This is a genomic window from Bradyrhizobium yuanmingense, from assembly GCF_025200905.1.
GTDB classification, from domain to species: Bacteria; Pseudomonadota; Alphaproteobacteria; order Rhizobiales; family Xanthobacteraceae; genus Bradyrhizobium; species Bradyrhizobium yuanmingense.
Genome location: NZ_CP104173.1, coordinates 5,324,870 through 5,345,947, shown reverse-complemented (window position 1 = coordinate 5,345,947; position 21,078 = coordinate 5,324,870). Strand labels below are relative to the sequence as shown.

The following is a 21,078-nucleotide window of genomic DNA, read 5'->3' as shown; positions in this document are numbered from 1 at the left end:
TGAAGCCCCCAAACTCGCCTAAAAACGGCATTCGGGTCACCAGTCTGATACAATTTCTGGTGACGTTTGCTGCTCTTATTTCGCGTCTGGTGAAGGAATGCGGCGCATATGCAGGAGTTCACGCTGGAACTCGGCCTCGCTCCTCGGCTCTGCATCGGTGGGACGGTGCGCCTAAGCGGCCGAACTCCAAGACCATCATGGGCTAGCTGTCCGTCATGAGTTTAATCTCTAGAGGCAGAGGCAATTGCTGACACCGATAGCGGGACTTCCTTCGCGCACCGTGCCTCGCCCGCAGCTCTTGACCGGTGCCCATTATTACGTGAACGAGAAGCATCAAAGTCTGGGAATGGCAGCTGGAGAATGATGGAATCGATTGATGAGGCGAGCCCCTCGGAGTTACCGCGCGTATTGCACAAAAACTCATGGCGCTTGTCTTGGATTCTCGCGCTCGTGGTCATCTCCTTTGGTCTGTGTGCCGCGGCAGCCTACGTTTGGATTAACATCGAGACCATTTTGGCGAGGTCGTCGGCGCGTGAGCCTGCCCTGATTGGCTTGTCAACTGAGGATAGGGAAGCTCTGTCGGAGGTCCGATCAGGCCAACAGAAGGCGGTCGATGAAATTGCAGAACTCAATGGCAATATCGGTGCGCAGCAGGCCGAGTTGAAACGAATGGCGGACCGAATCGAGGCGCTCACCGCGAAGATCGAATCCTTGCAGAGTTCACTCATTGCTGCCTCTGCTGCTGCCTCTGCGCCGCCGGTTCCTTCTCAGCCTGTAGCCCCTCCTGTTTTGAGGCCAGCGAGGAGAGCGGTCCAGCCCTCTAAACCAGAAGGGCCGATTTCGGTTGGCGGCGCGCCGCTGATGCCCGAGCCTAGCGCTAGCCAGCATTGATGTAGACTGCAGTCTTGTCATGAGCGGACTTCGTAGGTGTAGCGCTTCCGTCCTTGCGAGTCGCGGCCGTGGCTAGTCTAGATCGACGGCTCAGTGGGTTCACGGCGCGCGGGGCAGACTCGACATAGTTAGTGATGCGCTATTCTCGATAGCTGATCGCAGTATGGTTGCGGGCGTAGCGCACCTTGCGGCCGCGTTCAGAAACCACGAATGCGATGCATCATGATCGCGTCCTGGGACTCGCTCGAGGACAAGTGCGGCAGCCTCTCTCGATGGTCCCAGTAGCGCTATCATCGTTCCCGTTCCGTGTGGTGGGTCCATTGACGCACACGGAAATTGGATCGAGATACTTCGATTCACTGATGCCAGCGCGCGGCGTCAGGCCCTTTACCCCGCTTTCAGAAACAGCTGCGCGGCCAGCAACCCAGCCCCACACTTTGCTCAAGAGCACGTACACCCGCGTTGCGCTCAGCGGAAACACTGGTGCGTTTGCCGGCAGTTCATCGCCGGCTTCCACTTATTATAACGATGGCAGGGCACCGCCACGATGCCTCAAGCGGCGGAATCCGCAGTCCTTTGTCCGCGGCTTAGCTCGGATGGATACAAAGAGCGGGAGAGTTGGCAGCCGAGGAACCGAAGAGAGGGCAACCACACGATGACCACTAGGGGGAGACCGCCCAAGCTGCTGCCTGCCGTTCTTCCAGCCACGATCAGGAAGCGACAATAACGCACGCGTTCGCGGTGCATGAGAAGATGGCCTACTTAAGTTGGGAGTGTCGCGGCTTTCTGACGAACTGTATGAATTTGTGAAGTTAACCGAAGTCAGCCACCGGAGGCGGCCAGATGGCACCTCGCCGGATCACGTGCATCACCAGGCATCGCGAAGACAGCTATCGGCGCATTCATGCCGTGGCGCGGCGGTTCAACTGAATAGAGCCAATTTAGCGTGCGTATTGAGCAATGGTGACTGCCTTGTTTTCTACAAAGGAAGCGCCAATGAGATCATGGCTCAAGATAGGCGTTTCGGTGCTGTCAGGCCAACCGTTGACCTGCCCTACTCTCCGAAGTACCTGAACCTTAAGCTTGCAGAGTGATGCGCTCAAAACGCGCGGCCCTGAGAGCGCGCCGCGAATTAGGCCACGCACCCGTATAGCTTCCGAGCAGTTCGCACCCGTTTGTTCCGGCGGCATTCGCACACAATCAACACCCACAACCGCACGAGCGCTAGGGGGTCCGCCTCCATCGGCCTCATTCACCAACATACTCAGCCACCCCAGGCTCCAAGCGCTCACAGGCATGCAACCGTGATTGCCGTGAAGCGAGTACAGCGCCAATTGCTAGCGCGGTTTCCTTCGTCCGCTTCCTTCTATCGCACGGACGACCCACCAGAAGTTATATGTGAAGGAAATTCCTCCGCCAATCGACTATCTGGATACCATTGTCCGTCACTCTCACGGAGAAAAGGGGGTGAGGTGCAATAATCAAGGCCGTTGTAGAGTCGTTAGAACTTGGGCCTCAGTAGCCAAATGCGACTCGGCACCGAAGTGATATATACTCGTCAGCGCACCGGCGATGTGGCATTCACTTTCAAGGTCGTAACCGTTTGTTATGCTCCCGGTTACGCGGACGCTGATTCTGCTGTACCTACGGCCTTCATGTTCGTACACGCTGAGGACTTCGCGACCGAGCGCATGAGCGAACGCAATAGCCGCTGAAGCCGCTCGAATACGTTACTCCATGTTGCCTCGCGAGGAGTAACGAGGCGGACCCGAAATGGTCTCGAAACATGTCAGGCCCGCCCCGGCATCACCAGCCCCTGCAAGACTGGTGTCGCTCATTGCACCCAAGCAAGCAACGTGCCTTTCTTCCAAAAGGCTGCTGTACCTCCCTGGCTGTGTATACTTGTCGAGTTTGTCCTATTTTGTTCTGTCCCAATGTCCATCAGGACGCAAAATGTTTGCAACCCGACATTCGCGTATCAGCGTTGAAGTCAAGCGCAGGTAAGCTCGCAATCGCACAGGAAGGCGACTTCAACGCACCGGAAGTAACATTGATGCTTTGCAGTCTACGACCCCTGCCGATCCCAAGCAGCGATGGGAGTTACTATTCTGAGTGCCGCCGACAATAAGCTGTGCATCGACAATAAAAATCGCGTCGCAAAAGATGGCAATCCCTTCGCTCTACGAATTCAAAGGGTCAGTTGCTCAACACTGGAATTTTGTACCCCTAATGGACCTTAGGTTTGCAGAGTGACTACCTTAACGGTCGCGACAATTCACGGCGCGCATAAACCGAATTTGCTGATTACTCGCAAGCTAGCGCATGCTATGATCATGCCGCAGGCGCAAATCCGAGTCGTAACGCAAAGCACGAAAATGAGTTCATGGGACGGACTTAGCCCTGGCCAATTCTTGGCGCGAGTAGCGTTTTCACTCGCTGTAACGTCCGCCGTCATCGCCGTGACTTTCTTCATAATCCGCTACATGGCCGGCTTTCATCGATGATCACAGCAGGCGCAGTGATCAAACGTCCCGCTCGGCCGCCCCAAACCGCTAGTGCGCGCGCAAAAACCACGAAAAAAGCGTACAAAACGCCGAATTTGGGTGCCCATGTGGAATTGGTTGCATTAGCTGATTTTCATCAGCATTGAGCGCTACGATTTCAGCGCTAAACGTGGGGGCCTCACGAAGGAAATCTCGGCGCCTCGGAAGAAACAAGAACGGGAAGCTTCGGCTATTCGCCGCACGGGAGCAGAATATGGCTCACCATTTGTACAGTCTCCGTATCGCACGATCTGCCATGAGGTACTCGATGTGCAGCGGCTCACGTCTGGCCACTCGCCCGCGACAACCGTCTAATCAGCGCTCGCTTCGCGTCTACCACATAGCTCCGGAATTGGGGCCGTTCTCAGCTGAGTGACGCGCCTGTAGCAGTGGGAGAGGAGTGTTCGCGCGGCTGATCATGTCTTTCTCGGTGAGACGCCGTTTACTAGTAGCGCCGACGGCTACTCAAGAAATGTTGAGAGAGAGAACTCGCGCCTATTGCGATCAGTTTGAGGACGAGTGAGCTTGCGATGGCGCCGATCATTACCGCTCATCGTTCGTCGCGAGTGATGGCATCTTGCGACAGGAGAAATCGAAAGTGCTGCCAGCGTTTACCTGAGTCCGTGGTTTGTTCGTAACTAGCTCATCTTGACCGGCGCTGGCGAAATGACATGGCCGTGCGATATCTGGATCTTGAGCGGAATCGTCGCGGATCCTAGCTTCGCTTCGACCGTGATCCGATGTCCAGACTCCTTCGCATTCGACTTTATGACTTCACCCTTGAACGTCGGGGGATCGGAGACCACTGGATCGTCGGGGGCTGGACTGAGACAATGGTATTGATCGCATCCAGCGCCTGGTGGGGCATCAGCTTCTCTGCGCCCAGTATGGACATACTCCGTGTGGCGCGTGCGTAGTTGCGCGTGACCACAAGCGCCATGCCGCTTCAGTACCAAGCGATTACGCCATTCCGATTGGGCCATCCTGACAAGGAAGCGCTCGAACCCGTAGTGCCCGCTAGCATATCGTGCGCGAGCGCGAGCTTACGGGATTCATTGAGAATGCGGGTTCGGACGCTTTCAGCCGATGCATTGTTGCCTTTTTTCACGATGTCTTCCCGGAATGGCCGACTTCGTCTCTTCTGCGAGACGCGCGAACGGCTCGAACTGCTGGAAGCAGCCGAGCTCTCGCGAGATTTCGATGACCTCGTTGCGCCGCCCCTCGTGACGTCCTTCATCGCTTTCATTGCTGGTTCGTCGCCGAGCTTGCTTCGGTAAGCGATCGAACTAGAATCACGCCTTGCAATTTTTTTTCGAGAGTCCGTCCAATCCCGGTCATGATTCCGTTGTCGCATCAGAGTGGCGATCGGACCGAAGAAGTACAGCACGGCGTTCATCAAGATAGAGCTCGAGCGGTTAAGCTCGCGGGCAAGGTCGCTTGGGACTGTCGGCGGCGAGGGGGCCGAGCACCTATCAAGCTGGCGAGCCCGGCGTGTCAGGGACGAGAAAGTCTTCGGGGAACGCAGGAGCAACGTCGTGGTCCGGCGGCTCGTCGGTTATGGGCGGTTCATTCGGATCGAGACGGCGGCGGCACGCAGCCGTCGGGTTCAAATTGGCTCCCGCGAAGTACCGTCGAGCTTTGCATGCCGTGATCAGGGCCTTAATGCACGCAGACGACGTGGCACAGACCTTGCTACTAATGTGCAGTCACCGCCAACGAGTGCTGAGTGCACATAGATGCGCGCCGCTCGAAGCTCTCCTTCCTTGAACGGATGTACCCCCTCATGAGTGAAAACATTCCTGCTTGTGACTTGGAGCGTCGGTGCGCTTAGCGGTGGCACCGACATTCGCCGCAGATCTCGCTGGGAAGCTGCCCTCATGCGGCAAGCCGGTCGCGCCTGCGATGCGAGATCACAAAAGGTCGCCCAAGGTTGGGCACTAGGTTTTGGAGAGTAACATGGTGCTCGGATTAGAATCCCCAGCTCCTCCGATAAAGGTGGAGAACTGGCTGCGTGGCCAGCCTCTCGCGAGCTTCCAGCCCGGAATCGTTTACGTCGTCGAATTCTGGGCAACTTGGTGCCCACCGTGTGTCGCGGCGATCCCGGAACTGGTGCAGTTGCAAGAGAAATACAAAAACAGCCGCATTGAGGTCCTCGGACTCGCGGCTCATGAACACGCTCCAACAGCGGACGAGGCCCGAGACGAGTTGGACGCCTGGTTGACTGAAAAGGTACCGAATCTCAATTACCGGATCGGGTTCGACTTCACAGGCGAAATGGAAAAGCTCTGGCTAGATCCCAGCTTGTCTCTTGGGATTCCCACCTCGTTCGTGGTCGACCGTGACGGCCACATCGCCTTTGTCGGTTTGCCGACACAGCTCGATGGCGTTTTGCCGAAAATTCTGACCGGCAGCTGGCGGACCAGCGATGAGGCTAAAGCCGCCGAAACAGAGCGGATCGCCGAAAACGAGCGTATAATGCGCGAAATGGAGCGCAAGAAGCCTGACTGAGCCGCTTTTCGGCAAATGTTGGGCTCGCGATAGAGAGATTGGGCCAAGCCGCGTTCCGCCCTCGAAGAGGCGTCGCTCTAAGGCCGGGTGAGCTTAGCGTCCGCGTGCTCCATGCGGATCCGTTGCTTCGAACAGACCGGTTTGCCAGTTGCGATTCAGTTTTTTCGCGGCGCGATAGGCAAGCACTGCGGGCTGTGGATGGAAGGGGCGGGACGAGTGCCGGCGACTTTAGTTAAAGGATGTGCGGTCCCATTGGCCACAAAGTATGCGTGTGCGGCTCATCAAGAGGGCCTAGAGAAATTGCTGGTCCATCATCGGTGGCGCCTAAAGCTAGTGCTGTCTCCACGACTGGACTGCACCCTTGTAATGAGACACGATATTACAGTGACAGTGGGTTGTCATGAATCGTTACGGCGCGTTGTTTTGCGCGAACGCGGTTCGAACCCAAGTGGCGGGCGGGGCATCGGCACCCAATCTTGCGCCCGTTTGTAGTTCGGTCGTATTTTCCACAAAGGCTAACATGCGAATCCACACGTCGGCAAAACCGGGCTAAGATGGGATTTTCCCTTCTGGGGGCACCTCATGTTCGATACGGCAACCAGCGCGCTTTTGCGCGCGGTACTTGATGAAATGTGCGAAAGCGTCTTAGGCCGACAGATCGGCGCACGGACGCACGTTGCTTCGAAGATCCTGGAAGCTGCGACCAGGGGCGAAGTCTCTCGCGAGAGGCTTAGGCCAATGGGGCGAGATGCCCTTTCGCAGGCGCCCAAGATGTGGCGTTGATCGCGGGGGGGGCGACGTGAACTTCCACGTCACGGTCCTCAAGATCCTCGTGGCATATCCGGATGGGTTTGCCGTGATGGAGGACCTCAAGAGGGACATGGCTATCCTGGCGACCAGCGGACGTGATTGGGCGGACCGAACCAGACGCCTCGCGGCGCGGGTGCCGGATCTCGACATCTGGTCACAAGGGCTCGTCGAACGCACAAGCGGTGGCTGGAGGCTGACTTCAAAAGGGCGGGAAGTGCTTGAATTTATGGAAGCCCGATCGACGCCGGAGCCAATCCAAGCGGCGGCGGCCAGCGAGACGCCCCCCCCGATAGCCGAAATAGCGGCGGTCCCTCCGCTGCCGCCGCAGCCCGCCGACCGTGCGAAGCTGCGGCGCGAACGCCGTGAACGCCGCCGCGAGGCCCGCGAACGAGCCAGGGCGAACGCCTCCTAGTCAAAGAAAAAGCCGCCAGCGGAGCTCGGCGGCTTTGTTGGTCCGGACTGTCGATTGCCTCCCCAGCTCCAAAGCGTACCGCCGTTAGCTTGGTTGCGGCCATGCCGGCCTGATCTACCGACCGCTTTCCGATTGGCCATCAGGCGGCCGACTTGTGCACCGCAGCTTTTACAGGCCCGATAGGGCCTGAAACGAAGTGGGCGGGAGGCGCACCCGCCCGATATCGCCGGCATTCTTCTCGGCGGCGGCTGAGTCTCGCGGCAGCCGGACAAGAGCTCTTCGATTGGCCGTCGCTCGGGCGCGGGCATTTTCCGGTTGAAGAGCTGGCGGCGGTCGCATTGGCCCTGGGTTATGCGGCTGCAGTCATTGCCGCTGTGAACCTCCCCGGCGGGTGTCGGATGCTGAGCTGGGCCGCACCGCTTGGCCGCATGGCGCTCACCAACTATCTCGCGCAATCTGTGATCTGCGGCTGGATCTTCTACGGCTATGGGCTAGGCCAATTTGACCGCCTCGGCGTGGCCGCGACACTGGCGATCGGCATTTTCGTGTATGTCGCGCAGGTGGTGTTCAGCGCGTGGTGGCTGGGCCGCTATCAGTTCGGTCCTGTCGAGTGGCTCTGGCGCTCTTGCATGTATGGGGTACCGCAGCCGATGCGGGCAAAGGTCAATTTAGCCATCCTGCGCGCGACCACAACAGATTGATGCGGCCCCCAGATACCAAAGCTGCGTTCTGCTTCAAGCGGAAGCCGCCCCAGCGCGTGAGGCTAGTTTTGGGCCCAAGCTGAACAAGAAACGAGGCGTCGCGGTATCGGCTGTCTACGGGAAACCGGACATTGCACCATGGTTTCGGCGACGGATCTCGGCCGGCGATATCGCGCCGGCTCCTCTCCTGCCCTTTGGGCGCTTGTGCCGTCTCTCAAGCGACCTCGTGGCACGAAGCGATCGGATGACGGACGGGACGAGAATGGCGCGGGGATCAGCAACCGGGTGCAAGTCTCAATACGACAGACCGCCAATTCGCGGGATTTCGAGGCCTGAGAGTGTCGCCTCGAATTGCTGAAGTACGTCGCGCCCACGTTCCTAAACGCACACGCTGCCGAGGCCCGGCAACTCGTTTTGATCTTGACGGCTTGCCCTCGCCCTACGCATGGCTGGGCCATTGGTGGAAGAGCAGATCCGCCTTAGCTGGAGCGGGGTAAAAGATCTATTGTCGGAACTCACGGACACAAAAAGGCTGCTTTCGGAGCTTGCTCCAGAAGACAGTTATGATTCGAACACCGGCACGTTTCCCACGGTCCCCCTATTGATGAGCGGAGCACGGAGCGTCCCGACGCTGAAACGCGGCGGAGATTTGCGAGCCTGGAAGGCTAACTTGTGCGACGAGCTAACAGCAACGTCGCTCCCAGACCGCACATGACAGCACCCGACGCCTGTCGCGTTTTGACAATGAACGACGGTCGCTTTGCAAATCCAGCTCTCGCTTTCGCGGCCCAATAGGTAACAACTAGATCTACGCTCGTATTAAGTGCGACGGAGATGAGGCCCAAAGTGATGAATTGAGTGGCAACGTTCGCCGATGGATCGACGAACTGCGGGATGAATGCGAGAAAGAAAGCGGCCGTCTTGGGGTTGAGCGCCTCAACGACGATGCCCTCAACGAAGGCTCGACGCGCTCCGGTTGTGTGCACGTCGGTCGGTTCGACGACACGCGCTTCGCGCCATGTTTTGATTCCCAGCCAGACGAGATACAGGCCTCCCGCGATCTTCAGCAAAGTGAAAGCCTCCGCGCTCGCCATGACGAGGGCGGAGAGGCCGACCGCGCCAGCCAGCACGTGCACAAGCCCACCGAGACCTAGACCGACGCTCGACGCCAAACCTTCGCCTCTGCCGCCGGCAAGCGTTCGCGCGACGATATAGAAAATACCCGGTCCTGGCGTGATCGCCACAAGCAGGGCCGCTGCCAAGAATAGGAGGAAAGTCTGGTGTCCGAACATGGGTGTCTCTTGTTGCGGTCCGGAGCACCCCGGCTCAGCCCTGGGTGGGACAAAGAAAGCCCACGTCTAAATTCCTGGGCCTCCTTGCTCCTGCAAGGCCGGCGGGCTCTTGGATGCGGTTAGCCTGTCGTGCGCTAGCCCTCGACTTGAGTACAGATACACACGTCCACGTCCACGCGCAACCGATTGCCGAAGCCGCGGTTTTTGCTCTTGTCGTCATCTGCTGCCGCTGGTTCGCGGAATTTTGGTGTTGATTTGATACGGGACGACCTCTTTCGATTGTACTGGCGTCGAGCGCACGTCCGATCGGCGGTAGCCCCCAGTGATGACGATCTTTGCGTTCGCAGGCTCTCCGGCGTGGCAGCCAACTGGACCAGGATGCGGCCATGATGCGAAAACGATCGGTGCACGTTCGAGACGGGGCAGGGACCTCCGAAACGGAGAACCGAAACCGCGTGGCGCTGCTACGCTTCAGCACATTTCCGGCGATGTCGATCTTCAAAAAAATACAACGGAATTCCCGGAGAGTTCCGACGTTGAAGTGTGCTCAAGCGGTGGCAGACCTGTTCGAGGCTCGTTCCGAAGCGTCGTTGAAGTCGTTGGAGTCGTACCGCGCCCAGCGCGCGGTGGTGAGGAAGGCTTCGTACGGCATGACCAGTGCGCCGGCATAGCAGTTGGCGAGAGCGAACCGTGCTAGCGGTGCGGCTTCCTCATTGCTTAATCGCCTGTCTGATCTGCCGCTCGATGCTCTCTCGCCGTTCCAGCAGGCCGATGACGTGAGCGATCCAGAACAGCCGGTTTCTACGCGGGCATCTCCAGATAGAAAAGAGTCTTGTCGTTGTTTCAAGGCGCCAGATCATCCCCTTGCCAAGATCCTCTGGAACTTGCGGCTCGCGGATCCCATACGCGTCGCGCAGAAACGTGATGAAGTCTCCACTGTGGTTCTCGGGATGGAAGTTTCGTCTCTCTGCGAGTCTTTGGGCGGCATGATCAAGCGGGTGGAAATAGTTCGCTTCCATTCAACCCAATCCCGGACCTCATGATAGGGAAAGCGGCTCGCGGCGCCCGAATCATTCTGTGCCACGCGCGTTTGCAGCGAACGATGCTCTACTCGAGCGCAAGCGCGCTGCGCAATCTCGGGAGCGACTCGGACTTCTGCGCTCGCCTCGTCGGCCGAGATGGCAGATGCGAGCAGCGGGTCGTTGGCGGTTTCACTCAATTCGCTCGCGAGACGCAAGTCATCGTCAGCCGCGGAATAATTCGATCCAATACCGAGCAGACGGCTGAGCCGCATTAGTAGCTTGCTCGTGGTCGGCCTTTGATCTCCTTCCATTTGGCTCAGATAGCCAGCCGAAATTCCAAGAGCGTCCGCGAGTTCGGCTTGGGTTGTCCCGCGTAGTTCACGCCGCCGCCGCAGTCGGTCGCGAGCAAAGATCTTCTGAATTCTGCTCACTTTGCAGACTTTGCACGTTGTGCCGCAGAGTCGACTGGCACTGACTGCGCCCGGTTTCGCGTTGCTATGCCCCGAGACAAGGTCATGATTGCGCATGTCCTTCCGCGGGACTGATGGGCGTTTCAGGCCTTCAGGGTGAATCAGGTCGGAGGCGCTACGTGAGCTATTTCACAATTGCGCGACTTGCCGGCAACGTGCCACCAACATGATCAAAAACGCTTGGGGCGAAGACCGGGACTTGAGCGACAAAGCGGGTCTTAGAGCAATTGCCGTGCCTGAGCTGGGAGAGGCTGAGCGCCGGAAGGCAAACATATCTCGACGGCGTTCGCGACGAACTCTAAGCGCGCGGTGAGCTTGTCGGATTGCTTAAGACATAAGGTCTGTTGACTTGTATTTGGTCCGGTCAGTTTCGGCCGCCACTTGCGCTGGGGGCGCACCAACCAGCTCCTCGTAGAGGCTGGGATCGGTCGCGCCCTCGGTATTAACTAGGAATACCCGTGCATCTTGTCCAAGGCCAATCCTGCCACGCAATGTGCAGTCCGAAGCAACCCTCAGCAACCCTGCAAGACCAACACCGCCACTTTCTCCTGCAACAATAGCGGGGTCTCCATCTCTGGGGTTTGCAAGGCGCTTCATAACATTTATTGCGTCCTCCTCGTCGACAGTCATGAAGGCGTCCGCTGCACGCGACAGGATGCGCCAAGCGACGAGCGAAGGCTCATAGCACTCGAGCATCGCCATCACCGTCGGCCGCCCATGAGGCACCTTGACCAGGCGGCCAGCTCGAGCACTCTCGAAGAGGCACGCTGCACGCGAGGGATCGACAACCGTAAAGAACGGGCGGTTGTTGCCGAATAGAAGCGAAAGATGTCCCGCTACCGCTGCGGCGATTCCGCCAACCCCGGCCTGGACGAAGACATGGGTCGGGATTTTGGCGAGCTGGCGCAGTGCTTCACTCAAGAGTGCGGTATATCCCTGCATCACAAATCCGGGGATACGTTCATAGCCCTGCCACGACGTATCAGAGACCGTGATCCAACCCTTTTCTGCGCCAACTCGGGATGCTTCTGCGACCGAGTCGTCATAGTTGCCGTTGACCCGGATCATCTGCGCACCAAAACGGGCGATTGCGTTGATACGTTCGTCGCTGACGCCCGAGTGAACGAATATGGCACATTTCGCGCCAACGAGTCGGGCGCCTAGCGCGACTGACCTGCCATGATTTCCATCCGTCGCGCAGGATACCGTCATTGCCCGAGCCACAGCCATCACGTCAGGTGTCTGAAGCTCAGAGACGTCAACAGCTCGGCCGAGCCGCCGAGTTGCTTCCTCCAAGACCAGCCGGATCACGGCATAGGATCCACCCAAGGCTTTGAAACTGCCAAGACCGAGCCGATGGCCCTCGTCTTTTATGTGGATCGCGGCCACGCCGATCTCACGAGCAAGGCCCGGCAGAGAGACGAGTGGAGTCTCCCTGTGGCCAGCGCGATGCCGGAGCAACCGCTCCACTTCGCGAGCGGCTTCGACGCTCAATGTTTCCGCATCCGATGCAGCCAAGGAGGTGCGGTGTTCAGTGTGCTGATTGAGAAGCAACATGGTTCGACTTTCTTGCTTGCTCGCACCATATCTGACCGCCCACCGTTGTGTAATTCATGTCACCTCGTTCCAGAAGTGAGATCAGGAGCGGACGGCGAAACATTCAGGATATCCGCTGCCTGCTGCGTCTTCAGCATCTATGCACGGGCACAAGCGTCACCGCATCGCCACGCGCGATATGCCGCAACAATTCCATCAGCAGGCACGATAGGCCTGGGGCAGGGTGATCTCAGTAGGCTTCTTGTGCTCGTCCTTGAGCACACGCAGCTTGCCGCCGCCTTGACCATGGGACGCGATTATCTGACGCAGCTGGTTGGTGGCCGCCTTCTCGCTGGCGGAGGCAGCCGGTCCACCCCTAGCTCATGGGCGTAGCCTGGCACGGTGTGATCTCGCTGATAGGCGGTATGTAAGCACCATTCGAGCAGACGCAATAAGCGCAATAAACGAAACAGACGAAATATCTGTCGCCCAAGGGGGGCCGAGGGGCTGTTGATTCAACACTTGGCCTGTGGGTTCGACTTAACCGTTGAACCCATTGATTGTTAAGGCAAAATGAGGTTTCACCAGCGAGGTATAAAATCAGCTAGGGTCGTTGAAACCATGGATTTTCAAGAACTTAACAATGACCAGCGCCGAGAGGTGGTCAATAGTCAGCAACGCTTCCAGGCCCTACGGGACGCAAAGGAGGCCTACAATGCTCATCGGGGTTCCGTGACTTGGGCAGAGTCCAAAGGCCGCCAATACCTCGTCCGGAGCTACTACAACAAGGCAGGCGTCCGGAAGCAGGCCTCGCTGGGCGCGCGTTCCCCCGAAACTGAAAAGATGAAGGCGGACTTCGAAGCGAAACGTGCTGCTGCAGAAGACAGGGTGAAGAATTTGCGCGATACCCTGGAACGGCAAGCGGCGGTCAATCGTGCGCTCGGCTTGGGCCGGGTGCCGTTGCTGGGAGCTCGGATCATGCGCGCTCTCGACGGCTTCGGAATTCTGGGTTCCGGAATTCGGATTCTGGGCGCGAACGCGATCTACGGTTATGAGGCCTCTTCCGGCGTCAGACTCGATCCAGGCTTGGCTACGACGGAAGACCTCGATCTGCTGTTCGACGCACGCGGCGGCCTTACGTTCGTCGCAGACGACGACGTCTCTGAATCATCGCTCATGAAGATACTCAAGCGAGTGGACACCAGCTTCGAACGTGCCAAGCAGACGTTCCGTGCCGTAAACCGGGATGGCTATCTCGTCAATTTGATCAAGCCAATGCAGAGCCCACCTTGGAAGAAGGCTCCAGACAAGATCGGCCTAGACCCGGACGATTTGCCCGCTGTGCAGATCGAAGGCCTCGATTGGCTGCAGAATGCCCCCGCGTTCGAGGCGGTGGCGATCGACGAAAAGGGCGAACCGGTGCGTATCGTCGCTCCCGACCCGCGGGTTTGGGCCGCCCATAAACTATGGCTGTCCCGTCGGCCGAACAGGGAGGCGCTAAAACGCCAACGAGATGCAGCGCAGGCTGGAGCCGTAGGCGCTCTGGTGGCGAACTATCTCACTCACCTCCCATTCGACACAGAGCAATTGAGGATGCTTCCGAAAGAGGTGCTCGACAGCGCGGCACCTCTGTTCGCCAAGAAAGATAGTCCTGCGCGAGCCTAGCAGCCAGGTCGGCAGCAATGGTACCGGCATATCCCGCCGATCATCCGCAGCACCAGGATGATCAGCATGCTGCTGCTCATTGCATGTCCGTGATGATGATGCCGGCAGATTTTTGGTGGGCAGGCCCCGGAAGTGGGGCCGCAACCGATATGCGAACGTACGAGCGAGCTTCAAGGACGTGGGACTGGGCGGTGCGGGCGCAAGATAGATCTGGGCATCCGCTGCGTTGAGATGGCGGAAAGTTAAACGAAGATGCAATGTCAACCGCTGCCGTATAATAACCGTTCCGGCCGGGCCCTATAGCATCGGTTCGAACTGGCAGTGCACGAGCATCTCGGAGACCGACGCATTGTTCGGCATCATGAGCGCAGCTTCCACCAAGCGTGCGATGTCGCCCGGCTGGCTCATCTCGTGGCGCGGGATCTCGTCCTCGTTCAGCGTCATGTCCGTGGCAACGTAACCCGGGCAGACGACCGTCGCCCGAATTCCCGCCGCGCGTCCTTCGCGGCGAATGCCGTGGGTGAGTGCAACCACGGCGAACTTGGTCATCGCGTAACCAACGTTGCTTCCGACGCGCTTGCCAGCTAGCGATCCCAGATTAACGACCCGGCCATGACCGCAGACGGCCAGATGGGGGAGGGTGGCCCTGGCGAGGCGCAGTGGACCTTTGACGTTCACGCGCCACATATCATCCAGCTCATTCTCGCCCTCATCAGAGACACGGACCGTCGGATGATGCCGGCCGCGTTGACCATGGCGTCGACGCCGCCCCACCGCGCGACCGTTGCGTTGACCCAGGAGATCGGGCTCTTGGCGTCTTCGGCGTCATAGCAGTGCGTCATGAGTCTCTCGCTCTAGACGAGGCGGCTCGGATCGCGAAGCCCCGCCGATACGCGAAAGCCCGACTCTAGCAGCCGGTCGACGACGGCGCGTCCGATGCCGCGCGAAGCCCCGGAGACCATGACGATCCGATTGCCGACTTCCAACACTAGTCCGTCTCCCATGGGTGAGCGAAGCGCATCGCAAATGTAAGGGATGCGCGGAGACGAGTAAGAGAAATTCATGCCTGCATCGGGTGCGCTTATGGCTTGCGCGCCGGACGACCTTCGGCCGGGGGATATTGGATGTCCTTATGAGGACAGAACAAATCCGCCAGACCCAGGACAGCCGCGGTATCATCAGCCGTCCGTTCACGCTCGCGCAATACGCCCGTCTGGTCAACGTGGAGCTCTACCCGCGCGTCCTCTGGACGACGCTGCGCATCAGCATCGTCACGTCGGTGCTTGCGACGGTGCTCGCCTATCCCGTGGCCTCGTGATGGTCAAGAGCCGTCCGATGGTGACGCGCATCATCACCCTGATCGTCATCGCGCCCCTGATCGTCAGCGTCGTCGTGCGCGGTTACGGCTGGCAATTGGTGCTTCAGAACGGTCCGAAGGGCATGCTGAACTGGATCCTGATGACGCTGCATGTCGTCGACGCACCGATATCGGTCCTCACCGAGGTCGCCGTCGTCATCGGATCGCTGCACGTGTTCTTCCCGAAGATGGTTCTGCCGCTGGCCTCGGCGCTCGGCAAGATCGATCCCAACCTCGAAGATGCAGCCCGGCTGCTCGGCGCGCCATGGTGGAAGGTGTTCCTCCGCGTGACGCTGCCGCTGAGCATGCCCGGTTTCATCGCGGGCTTTACCCTGGTCTTTTCACTCACCGCCGGCTCCTTCGTCATTCCGGCGATCTTGGGCGGCGCCTCGGCGGTCATGCTCGGCAATCTGATCGAGCAGCAGATCTTCGTCGTTTACGACTGGCCGTTCGCAGCTGCGATCGCTGTCGTTCCTCGTCGGCCTGGGCCTTGCGGTGAACGGCGTCTCGATGTGGCTTCTGGAAGGCCGGCGTCTCAGGAGGGCCGAGTGATGGATGAGCGGTTTTCCGGCTTCGGCGCCTTTATTCTCTACACCATCACCGCCGGCATGATGCTGTTCATCCTGTCGCCGCTCCTCCTCGTCATGGCGGTGTCAGTCTCTGACTCCGTCAGCCAGTCCAAGGAGGCGGCGCAGCCGCTGAAGATGATCGAGGAGCCAATGGTGCTGCAGCCGATCGACGTCGGCATGAAGAAGAAAGACCCGGCGCTGCTCGCGAAGATCAACCAGATCCTACTCGCGATGGACCAGGCCGGCGAGATCAACCAACTTTGGGACAAGTGGCTCTGTCCGAGCACCGAGTTTAAGATGACGCGCACCGACAAGGTCGCGCCCTCAGCCAGTTCACGCCGCTCCCATGATTTTTGAGTTGGCGCCATTCACATCGATTGGAGCAGGCTTTATCCCGAGCTAAGGGCTCGTCGCTGCTCTTTCGCCGGCGTGTGTACTTTCGAACGTGGTGCGAAGAACTTCAGCGCAGGGGAATGGTATTTTCGCCATCGAGTTGCGCCAGGAGCCAATCTGCAAAGGCCCGCACTGCCGATCTCTGGCGGCTAGCGCGCGGGTAGATCAGACGGTGACCGATATATCGGATATCGTTGGCGCGTCCAGCCAGCGGTGCAACTAATCGCCCGCTCGCCAGTTCACGTTCGGCGAGAAGCGTCGACTCAAGCGCTACTCCCAAACCCTCCGCCGCTGTCGCGATCGCGAGAAAGCTACGATCGAATCTCATGCCGTGGAGTGCAGGGGCTTCCAATCCGTTCGCCGTGAACCATTGGTGCCACTGAACCTGCTTCACGTCGGAGCGGATCAGCGTCTGATCGAGGAGATCGGCAGGTTTCCTTATTGATTTCGCAAGCGCGGGGGAGCAGAGCGGGGTGACCGTCTCTTCCGGCAGAGGAACGACCTCGACACCTTCCGCTCGGGGCGGACCGTAAACGATGTCGATATCAAAATCGTCGTTGCTGAAGCGAGCGTAGTCCGTGCTGGCAGCCAGCCGAACCTCGAGCTTCGGATAAGCGGTGAGAAACTGCGCAAGCCGCGGCGCCAGCCATTGCGCGGCAAAGCTGGGTGCGGAGTGCACACGCACCAGTTGCGGTCCGCGCGCGGCGACTTCCTCAAGGCCACGGCGAAGCTGATCAAAGGCCGCTCCCGTGTGACGCATCAGATTTTCGCCGGCCGGCGTGAGCCGCACGGACCGCGCGCTGCGTTCGAACAGAACGGTCCGAAGCGTGTCCTCCAGCTTGCGGATGGCATGACTGACTGCACTCGGCGTCAGGTGAAGCTCATTCGCCGCATCGCGGAATGATCCCGTGCGAGCAGCGGCTTCAAAGGCGCGAATTGCAGATATCGGGACGTTCGACAGCATTCCATAAGTGAACCAGATTCATCGATCCGTGACAACTGTGCGTTTGTCTGTTGCGCGTCCGCGGTGCATTCCTAGCTTGCCAAGGAAAAACAATCTGCGGGAGGAACCGATGCTGCTCAGCGGCAAGACGGGCATCATTTCGGGCGCGGCATCACCGCGCGGCATCGGCCTGGCCACGGCACGGCGGTTCGCCGCCGAGGGCGCTCGGGTCGCCATTCTCGACATTGACGCGAGCGCGGCGGCGGACGCCGCGGCATCGCTTGGCACGTCCCACATTGGGCTGCGATGCGACGTCGCCGACAAATCATCCTGCGAGCAGGCCGTCGCTCGCGTGATCGAATCCTTCGGAGGCATCGATATTCTCATCAACAACGCCGGCATCACCCAGCCGGTGAAGTTCCTGGATATCTCGCCGGCTGATTGGGATCGCATCCAGGACGTCAATCTGAAGGGCATCCTGTTCCTCTCCCAGGCCGTGATCCCGCATATGCGTGCACGGAAGTCTGGATCGATCGCGTGCATGTCGTCGGTCTCGGCTCAGCGCGGCGGCGGAATTTTTGGCGGCCCGCATTATTCGGCGGCGAAGGCCGGCGTGCTGGGTCTCGCCAAGGCGATGGCCCGTGAATTCGGCCCGGACGGCATCCGCGTCAATTGCGTGACGCCCGGCCTAGTCGGCACCGATATTACCGCGGGCAAGCTTACGAACGAGATGAGGGCGAAGATCCTGGAAGGCGTTCCGCTCAATCGCCTTGGCACTGCAGACGACGTCGCCGGCATCTACACCTTCCTGGCCTCGGATCTCTCCGCCTACGTGACCGGCGCCGTGATTGACGTCAACGGCGGCATGCTGATCCACTGAGCCAGCAAGACAAGGTCCAGATCAATGGAAACGCTGATCAACACGCCCAAGCTGGCGGACCGCGCCTACAATATTCGCCGCAATGCGCTGCGCATGGGCGAGGTTCAGGGCCAGGGCTATATCGCACAGGCACTGGACATCTCCGACGTCCTCGCCGTGGCCTATTTTCACGCGATGCGCTACCGGCCGGAAGATCCCTCCTGGGAGGAGCGCGACCGTTTCCTGCTATCGAACGGGCATTACGCCATCGCGCTCTATGCGGCTTTGATCGAGGCGGGAATCGTCTCCGAGGAAGAACTCGAAACCTATGGCAGCGACGAGAGCCGCCTGCCAATGTCTGGCATGGCCTCCTACACGCCCGGAATGGAAATGTCGGGTGGCTCGCTCGGGCTTGGGCTCAGCATCGCCGTCGGCATGGGCCTGGGCCTCAAGCGCAAGAAATCCGACGCGCGGGTGTACACGTTGTTCTCCGACGGCGAGCTCGATGAAGGCTCGGTCTGGGAAGCCATCCAGTCGGCGGGCCATTACAAGCTCGATAATCTGATCGGCATCGTCGACGTCAACAATCAGCAGGCGGATGGTCCTTCGACGCAGGTGATGGCGTTCGAACCGCTGGTCGAGAAGCTTCAGGCTTTCGGCTGGTTCGTGCAGCGCATCGACGGCAATGATCTCGATGCCGTGGTTGCCGCCTTCGATGTCGCCAAGTCTCATACGGCGCCGAAGCCGCGGATGATCGTCGCTGATACGCTGATGGGCAAGGGCGTTCCCTTCCTGGAGCAGCGCGAGAAGAACCATTTCATCCGTGTCGAGCAGCACGAATGGCAGCTCGCGCTTGCTGCGCTGGAAGCCGGGAGGCAGGCATGAAGACCATCAGATCAGCACCGCAGCCGGGCAAGCCGCGCCTGACCACCTCGGCCATGATCGCCTCGATCGCGGCCGAGGGACAGAAGACGAAGCCGGCGCCGTTTGGACACGCACTCGTCGAGCTCGCGCGCAGCCGTCCCGATGTGGTCGGCATGACGGCCGATCTCGGCAAATATACCGACCTGCACATCTTCGCAAAGGAATTTCCGGACCGCTATTATCAGATGGGCATGGCCGAGCAGCTTCTGTTCGGGGCTGCTTCGGGTCTCGCCGCCGAAGGCTTCATGCCGTTCGCGACCACCTACGCGGTGTTCGCTTCGCGGCGCGCTTACGACTTCATCCACCAGACGATCGCGGAGGAAGACCGCAACGTGAAGATCGTCTGTGCATTGCCCGGCCTCACCTCGGGCTATGGTCCGAGCCATCAGGCCGCGGAGGATCTCGCCCTGTTTCGCGCCATGCCGAACATGACGGTCATCGACCCCTGCGATGCGCATGAACTCGAGCAACTGGTGCCTGCGATCGCAGCGCATCAGGGGCCGGTCTATATGCGCCTGCTGCGAGGCCAAGTGCCGGTCGTGCTCGACGAATACGACTACAAGTTCGAGCTCGGCAAAGCCAAGCTGATCCGTGACGGGAAGGATGTTCTGATCATCTCATCCGGCATCATGACCATGCGGGCGCTCGAGGCCTTGCAAGCTCTGAAGAACGACCGCGTCGATGCTGCGGTGCTCCACGTTCCGACTATCAAGCCGCTCGACGCCGACACGATCCTGCGTGAAGCCGGCAAGTCAGGCCGCCTGGTCGTCGTTGCCGAAAACCACACGACGATTGGCGGTCTCGGCGAGGCGGTCGCCGCACTCCTGATGCGTTCAGGCGTCCATCCGCCGTTCCGCCAGATTGCATTGCCGGACGAATTTCTTGACGCCGGCGCACTACCGACACTGCACGACCGCTACGGCATTTCCACCGCCGAGGTCGCAAGGCAGATCAAGCAGTGGCTTTAGCGCACCGGCACTAAGCGCCAGCCAGGCCAAATACGAGTGAAGTGTTCCGCCCGCTGCATGTTGCGGCGGGCGAGCGATGGCTGTTGCCCGAATGCGGCCGGCGAAGAGCCCGGACAGCTGAAAACAGCGCAGGCTCATGCAGCCGGCACAACGTCAATACAGGACCAGGAGGAAAACATGACTGTCTCGAAGCCCGGACGCATCAGCCGCCGTTCGCTATTAGTCGCGGCGAGCGCGGTACCTCTCTGCGGGATTCTGACCCGTCCAGCGTCTGCCGCCGAGTTCGTCTACAAGTTCGCAACCGGACAGGATCCGACCCATCCGGTAAACATCCGCGCGCAAGAGGCGATCGACCGCATCCGCGAAGCGACCAGCGGACGGCTGGAGATCAGGCTGTTCCCGGCCAATCAGCTCGGCTCCGACACCGAGCTGCTGACCCAGGTTCGCAGCGGCGGCGTCGAGTTCTTTAACCAATCCTCCTCGATCCTTGCCATCCTGGTGCCAAGCGCCGGCATCGTGAACACCGGCTTCGCATTCACCGACTACGACAGCGTGTGGAAGGCGATGGACGGCGACCTCGGCACCTACATCCGTGCGCAGATCGCCAAGACACCGATCATGGCGGTGTCAAAAGCCTGGGACAACGGCTTTCGCCAGGTGACCTCGTCCGGCCGCGAGGTGCGGACGCCGGATGATCTGAAGAATTTCCAGATCCGCGTTCCGCCCGCGCCGCTGCTGACCTCGCTCTTCAAGGCGCTCGGCGCCGGGCCGACGCCGATCAACTTCAACGAGGTCTATTCCGCGCTGCAGACCAAGGTCGTCGACGGCCAGGAGAATCCGTTGCCCATCATTGCGACCGCGCGACTCTTTGAGGTGCAGAGCACGTGCAGCCTGACGGGGCACGTCTGGGACGGCTACTGGATCCTCGGCAACAAGCGCGCCTTCGAGCGCCTGCCGAAGGACGTGCAGGAGATCGTGACGCGCGAGCTCGACCGCTCCGCCGTCGATCAGCGCGCCGACATCGCAAAGCTCAGCCAGTCACTGCGCGCCGATCTTTCTGCCAAGGGCCTCAAATTCATCGACGTCGATCGCGCCGCCTTCCGCCAGGCCCTGGCGAAGACCAGCTTCTACGCCGACTGGAAAGCCAAGTTTGGCGAGGAGGCATGGTCGCAGCTCGAAAAAGCCGCGGGCCAGTTATCATGACCAGCGTGAGCC

19 protein-coding genes and 1 pseudogene are annotated in these 21,078 nt (G+C 59.7%); 12 read left to right on the top strand and 8 right to left on the bottom strand.

From position 1 onward, the window contains the following. Positions 1-360 precede the first annotated feature (360 nt). The 5 genes from N2605_RS25280 (at position 361) to N2605_RS25260 (ending at position 7,865) form a co-directional block, all read left to right on the top strand. Positions 361-891, top strand: a complete 531-nt coding sequence (locus tag N2605_RS25280; RefSeq protein ID WP_260343451.1) for a hypothetical protein — start codon at positions 361-363, stop codon at positions 889-891. Between the two features lie 4,499 nt (positions 892-5,390). Further along, positions 5,391-5,942, top strand: coding sequence for a TlpA disulfide reductase family protein (locus tag N2605_RS25275; RefSeq protein WP_260343450.1), 552 nt, complete (start codon positions 5,391-5,393; stop codon positions 5,940-5,942). 582 nt (positions 5,943-6,524) lie between these two features. Beyond that, positions 6,525-6,725: a hypothetical protein gene (locus N2605_RS25270; protein ID WP_260343449.1), complete on the top strand. Its 201-nt coding sequence runs from the start codon at positions 6,525-6,527 to the stop codon at positions 6,723-6,725. A gap of 16 nt (positions 6,726-6,741) precedes the next feature. Continuing rightward, a complete protein-coding gene (locus N2605_RS25265) occupies positions 6,742-7,164 on the top strand; it encodes a hypothetical protein (protein ID WP_260343448.1) in 423 nt (140 codons plus the stop codon). A gap of 338 nt (positions 7,165-7,502) precedes the next feature. Then, positions 7,503-7,865, top strand: coding sequence for a DUF418 domain-containing protein (locus tag N2605_RS25260; RefSeq protein WP_260343447.1), 363 nt, complete (start codon positions 7,503-7,505; stop codon positions 7,863-7,865). Positions 7,866-8,530: 665 nt separating this feature from the next. Here the strand turns inward: N2605_RS25260 and N2605_RS25255 are convergent. The 5 genes and pseudogenes from N2605_RS25255 to N2605_RS25245 form a co-directional block, all read right to left on the bottom strand. Next, complete coding sequence (locus tag N2605_RS25255; protein ID WP_260343446.1) at positions 8,531-9,157, bottom strand: LysE family translocator; 627 nt, start codon at positions 9,155-9,157, stop codon at positions 8,531-8,533. 134 nt (positions 9,158-9,291) lie between these two features. Further along, positions 9,292-9,567, bottom strand: a complete 276-nt coding sequence (locus N2605_RS36515; protein WP_425248810.1) for a hypothetical protein — start codon at positions 9,565-9,567, stop codon at positions 9,292-9,294. 300 nt (positions 9,568-9,867) lie between these two features. Beyond that, complete coding sequence (locus N2605_RS25250) at positions 9,868-10,176, bottom strand: hypothetical protein (RefSeq protein WP_260343445.1); 309 nt, start codon at positions 10,174-10,176, stop codon at positions 9,868-9,870. 305 nt (positions 10,177-10,481) lie between these two features. Continuing rightward, a pseudogene (locus tag N2605_RS36510) lies at positions 10,482-10,706 on the bottom strand (helix-turn-helix domain-containing protein); the annotation flags it as partial. Between the two features lie 270 nt (positions 10,707-10,976). Next, positions 10,977-12,206, bottom strand: coding sequence for a diaminopropionate ammonia-lyase (locus N2605_RS25245; RefSeq protein ID WP_260343444.1), 1,230 nt, complete (start codon positions 12,204-12,206; stop codon positions 10,977-10,979). Positions 12,207-12,806: 600 nt separating this feature from the next. On the opposite strand from N2605_RS25245, the gene N2605_RS25240 reads away from it, so the two are divergent. Beyond that, on the top strand, positions 12,807-13,850 hold the full coding sequence (locus N2605_RS25240; RefSeq protein WP_260343443.1) for a nucleotidyltransferase domain-containing protein: 1,044 nt from the start codon (positions 12,807-12,809) through the stop codon (positions 13,848-13,850). A 297-nt stretch (positions 13,851-14,147) separates the two neighbouring features. On the opposite strand, the gene N2605_RS25235 is transcribed toward N2605_RS25240, so the two are convergent. Further along, positions 14,148-14,537 (bottom strand): SDR family NAD(P)-dependent oxidoreductase, encoded by a 390-nt coding sequence (locus tag N2605_RS25235; protein WP_260343442.1) that lies wholly within the window; start codon positions 14,535-14,537, stop codon positions 14,148-14,150. Further along, positions 14,525-14,692 (bottom strand): hypothetical protein, encoded by a 168-nt coding sequence (locus N2605_RS25230; RefSeq protein WP_260343441.1) that lies wholly within the window; start codon positions 14,690-14,692, stop codon positions 14,525-14,527. The genes N2605_RS25235 and N2605_RS25230 overlap by 13 nt, the downstream gene beginning before the upstream one ends. A 290-nt stretch (positions 14,693-14,982) precedes the next feature. On the opposite strand from N2605_RS25230, the gene N2605_RS25225 reads away from it, so the two are divergent. Both N2605_RS25225 and N2605_RS25220 read left to right on the top strand, forming a co-directional pair. Then, positions 14,983-15,168, top strand: coding sequence for a hypothetical protein (locus N2605_RS25225; RefSeq protein ID WP_260343440.1), 186 nt, complete (start codon positions 14,983-14,985; stop codon positions 15,166-15,168). 17 nt (positions 15,169-15,185) lie between these two features. Continuing rightward, positions 15,186-16,133 (top strand): ABC transporter permease subunit, encoded by a 948-nt coding sequence (locus N2605_RS25220; protein WP_260343438.1) that lies wholly within the window; start codon positions 15,186-15,188, stop codon positions 16,131-16,133. A gap of 103 nt (positions 16,134-16,236) precedes the next feature. Here N2605_RS25220 and N2605_RS25215 read toward each other — a convergent pair whose 3' ends face one another. Further along, entirely contained in the window at positions 16,237-17,133 is an 897-nt protein-coding gene (locus N2605_RS25215; protein WP_260343436.1) for a LysR substrate-binding domain-containing protein, read from the bottom strand. 109 nt (positions 17,134-17,242) lie between these two features. On the opposite strand from N2605_RS25215, the gene N2605_RS25210 reads away from it, so the two are divergent. The 4 genes from N2605_RS25210 (at position 17,243) to N2605_RS25195 (ending at position 21,066) form a co-directional block, all read left to right on the top strand. Further along, positions 17,243-17,992, top strand: coding sequence for an SDR family NAD(P)-dependent oxidoreductase (locus N2605_RS25210; RefSeq protein WP_260347483.1), 750 nt, complete (start codon positions 17,243-17,245; stop codon positions 17,990-17,992). A 24-nt stretch (positions 17,993-18,016) separates the two neighbouring features. Continuing rightward, positions 18,017-18,856 carry a transketolase gene (locus N2605_RS25205; protein WP_260343434.1) on the top strand — a complete coding sequence of 280 codons (840 nt, stop codon included), beginning with the start codon at positions 18,017-18,019 and terminating at the stop codon, positions 18,854-18,856. Beyond that, positions 18,853-19,863, top strand: a complete 1,011-nt coding sequence (locus N2605_RS25200; protein WP_260343433.1) for a transketolase family protein — start codon at positions 18,853-18,855, stop codon at positions 19,861-19,863. The genes N2605_RS25205 and N2605_RS25200 overlap by 4 nt, the downstream gene beginning before the upstream one ends. Positions 19,864-20,040: 177 nt before the next feature. Beyond that, on the top strand, positions 20,041-21,066 hold the full coding sequence (locus N2605_RS25195) for a TRAP transporter substrate-binding protein (protein ID WP_260343432.1): 1,026 nt from the start codon (positions 20,041-20,043) through the stop codon (positions 21,064-21,066). The last annotated feature ends 12 nt before the right edge of the window (positions 21,067-21,078 follow it).